General features: G+C 72.0%; 2 protein-coding genes. One reads left to right on the forward strand and one right to left on the reverse strand.

Features of this window, described 5'->3' with window-relative positions; genetic code table 11:
• Window positions 1-430: 430 nt before the first annotated feature.
• Window positions 431-2,254 (forward strand): DNA/RNA non-specific endonuclease, encoded by a 1,824-nt coding sequence (locus AB0G02_RS32530; protein WP_360801860.1) that lies wholly within the window; start codon window positions 431-433, stop codon window positions 2,252-2,254.
• Window positions 2,255-2,279: 25 nt separating this feature from the next.
• Here the strand turns inward: AB0G02_RS32530 and AB0G02_RS32535 are convergent, their stop codons facing one another.
• On the reverse strand, window positions 2,280-3,113 hold the full coding sequence (locus AB0G02_RS32535) for an NAD(P)H-dependent oxidoreductase (protein WP_360801862.1): 834 nt from the start codon (window positions 3,111-3,113) through the stop codon (window positions 2,280-2,282).
• Window positions 3,114-3,285: the final 172 nt, after the last annotated feature.

Here is a 3,285-nt window from a genome sequence, read left to right on the forward strand (position 1 = left end):
GGCGCGGCGGACCGGGCGGCGGCCAGGTCGTCGTGCCGCTTCAGCACCACGATGTAGCTGCCCGCCACCGCGTCCGGGTGCCCCGCGTACAGCACGGGACCGACGGGGACGGCGTGCGCGGGCGTGGCGACGAGTCCGACCAGCAGGGCGCTCGCCACCAGGACGTGTCCGATCTTCACGGCTCCTCCACCGGGCAGGGGAACGTGCTCGTCCTCGAAGCCCAGCACGACCACCGCGGCGGCGACAGGTCCGATCAGAGTTCAATGATCAGTCGTCCGGTGGTCAACTTTCAGTCGTCTCAGTGATGGAGACTGCATTCGGTGGCCACCCGTTGGGCTGAACGGGTGAACGAAAGCGTCAAGGGCTAACACCGGTTCGGGTGACGTCGACAGCAAGGCCACCGGCGCGCACACACAGGGGGTTTGCGCTCATGGTCAAGAAGAAGAACGGTCTGCAGGCCTCGCTGAGGCGGTTCGTGCGCACCAAGGGCGCGGACTACCTGCGCGACCCGAACGTGTCGTCGATCGGGATCGGCTACCGGGTGACCGGCGGACGGCCGACCGACGAGCTCGCCATCCAGTTCACCGTCCGGCAGAAGGCCGAGCCCGAGGCGCTGCGCGAGCTGGGCACCGCGCTGCTGCCCGCGACCATCGAGGTCGACGGCGTCGCCGTGCCCACCGACGTGCTGCAACGCGACTACCACGTCGACTTCCGGGTGGTGGAGGCGGCGGCGAGCGACGTGCGCAAGACGCGCGTCGACCCGGTGGTGCCGGGCGTGAGCGTGGGGCACGTGCGCGTGTCCGCGGGCACCGTCGGCTGCGTCGTGTACGACCGGGACGACGGCACCCCGTACGTGTTGAGCAACTGGCACGTCCTGCACGGCCCGACCGGCGCGTTGGGCGAGGACGTGGTGCAGCCCGGCGTGCACGACGACAACCGCACCGACCGCAACCGGCTGGGCAGGCTCGTGCGGTCGCACCTCGGCGCGGCGGGCGACTGCGCCGTCGCCACCGTCGAGCACCGGGGGTTCGCGCCGGACGTCCTCGACCTCGGCGTGCGGTTGGACGCGCTCGGTGAGCCGGAGCTGGGGGACAAGGTCGTCAAGAGCGGCCGCACGACCGGCGTCACGCACGGCGTGGTCCGGCGCGTGGACACCCTCGTCAAGATCGACTACGGGCCCGGGGTCGGGCAGCGGCAGATCGGCTGCTTCGAGATCGGACCGGACCCGGCGCGTCCCGCCCCCGACGGCGAGATCAGCATGGGCGGCGACTCCGGCTCCGCGTGGGTGTTCAAGGCGGCCAACGGCCGCGCCGGCCGGACCATGGCGGGACTGCACTTCGCGGGCGAGGCCGGTGGCGACGCGGACGAGCACGCGCTGGCGTGCCTGCCCGGCTCGGTGTTCGAGAAGCTCGGCATCACGCTCTCGCCACCGGTGGGCGCTCAGGCGGTGACCGTCGGGTTCGACGAGGACTTCCTCGGCACGCCGGTGGGCGTCCCCCAGCTCGGTGAGGCGGCGCGCGCCGACGCGGTCGAGGTCGACGGGTCGACGGTGATCGACTACACGCACTTCTCGCTGGCGCAGAGCAAGTCGCGGCGGTTCGCGTTCTGGGTGGCGTGGAACATCGACGGCGGCGGGCTGAGGTCCATCGACCGCACCGGCATCCCGTTCGTGCTCGACCCGCGGGTGCCGGCGCGGTTCCAGGTCGGTGACGAGCTGTACCGGGGCAACCGGCTCGACCGGGGCCACCTGGCGCGGCGCGCGGACCTGCTGTGGGGTCCGCAGGCCGTCGCGGAGCAGGCCAACGTCGACTCGTTCTTCTTCACCAACATCACGCCCCAGATGGACGACTTCAACCAGAGCATGCGGCACGGGCTGTGGGGTCGGCTGGAGGACGCGGTGATGTCCGACGTGGACGTCGACGACCTGCGGGTGAGCGTCTACGGCGGTCCGGTGTTCCAGGCCGACGACCGCGTGTTCCGCGGCGTCGCGCTGCCCCGGGAGTACTGGAAGGTCATCGTGTTCACCTCCGCCGGGACGCTGAAGGCGCGGGCGTTCGTGCTCACGCAGAACCTGAACCAGCTGGAATCGCTGGACCTGGACGAGTTCCGGGTGTTCCAGGTGCGGGTGGGCGAGGTCGAGGAGCGGTGCGGCTTCACGTTCCCGGAGGCGCTGAGGGCGGCGGACACCCTCGTGCTGCCGGAGTCCCTGGACGACCGCGCGCCGCTCGAGGCGTTGACCGACATCCAGTGGTGAGCCCGCGACCCGGAACCCGACCGGCTCACCCGACCAGCGAGGGGTCGTCCGCCCGGTGCGGTGCGACGTCACCCGTCCGGGTGATCCGCCGCGACCGGAGGTGGACGTCGAGACCGGCGGTCCCCGGCTCCTCCGCGCCCGGCCGAAGGCGCATGTCGCGGTCGTAGTCGTCGAGCAGCGACCGGAACGGGACCGGCTCGTCGGTGAACAGCCCGCGCAGCCGCCGCCGGTACTCCCGCTTCGCCGCCGCGAACCGCTCCGCCGGCAGACCGACCGCGCCGTACACCGCGAACGGCTCCAGCGGCGCCATGCCGGTGAACCAGAACAGGCCGTGCTGCACGGGGAACAGGAGGTCCGCCAGCCGCCCGTGGGCGCCCCGGTCGGAGAACGCCGACTCCCGCGCGCCGATCGTCACCGACACCAGCGCACGCCGCCCGCCCAGGGCTCCCCCGGTGTAGGGCGGCGCGACGGCCGGGCCGTGCGCGAACCCGTTGGTGAACACGCGGTCGACCCAGCCCTTGAGGATCGCGGGCATCGAGAACCACCACATCGGGAACTGCAGGATCACCGCGTCCGACCAGCGCACCTTCTCCTGCTCGGCCAGGACGTCGGGCGTCAGCCCGCCCGCCAGGGTGGCCCGCTCGTGGGCCGCCAGCACGTCCAGCGGCCCGTCACCCGCGTGGCCGGGGAAGTCGTCGGCGTCCACCGCCGCCTTCCACCCCATCGCGTAGAGGTCGGACACCCGCACCTCGTGCCCGGCCGCGCGCAGCTCCTCGACCGCGAACGAGGTCAGGGCGCCGTTGAGCGACCGGGGTTCCGGGTGGGCGCTGACGACGAGGATCTTCTTCGTGGAGTCCATGCCACCACGGTCGCCCGGACGCGACGGGGTAGCCAGACCCGGTTCAACGGGCGGAACGCCGATCCTGGTACCGCGAGGGCCACGCATACTGGACCACATGGACGGTGTGGACCAGATCGAGCGCACGGACCACGTCGACACCCGCGCCGAGCAGGTCGACGGCATCGGTGAC

Source organism: Actinosynnema sp. NPDC023658 (assembly GCF_040639995.1).
Taxonomy (GTDB): Bacteria; Actinomycetota; Actinomycetes; order Mycobacteriales; family Pseudonocardiaceae; genus Actinosynnema.

What these genes read in the sequence shown, in the direction of transcription:
- AB0G02_RS32530 (WP_360801860.1), top strand. Translation starts at nt 431, where the DNA reads ATGGTCAAGAAGAAGAACGGTCTGCAGGCCTCGCTGAGGCGGTTCGTG.
- AB0G02_RS32535 (WP_360801862.1), bottom strand. Translation starts at nt 3,113, where the DNA reads ATGGACTCCACGAAGAAGATCCTCGTCGTCAGCGCCCACCCGGAACCC.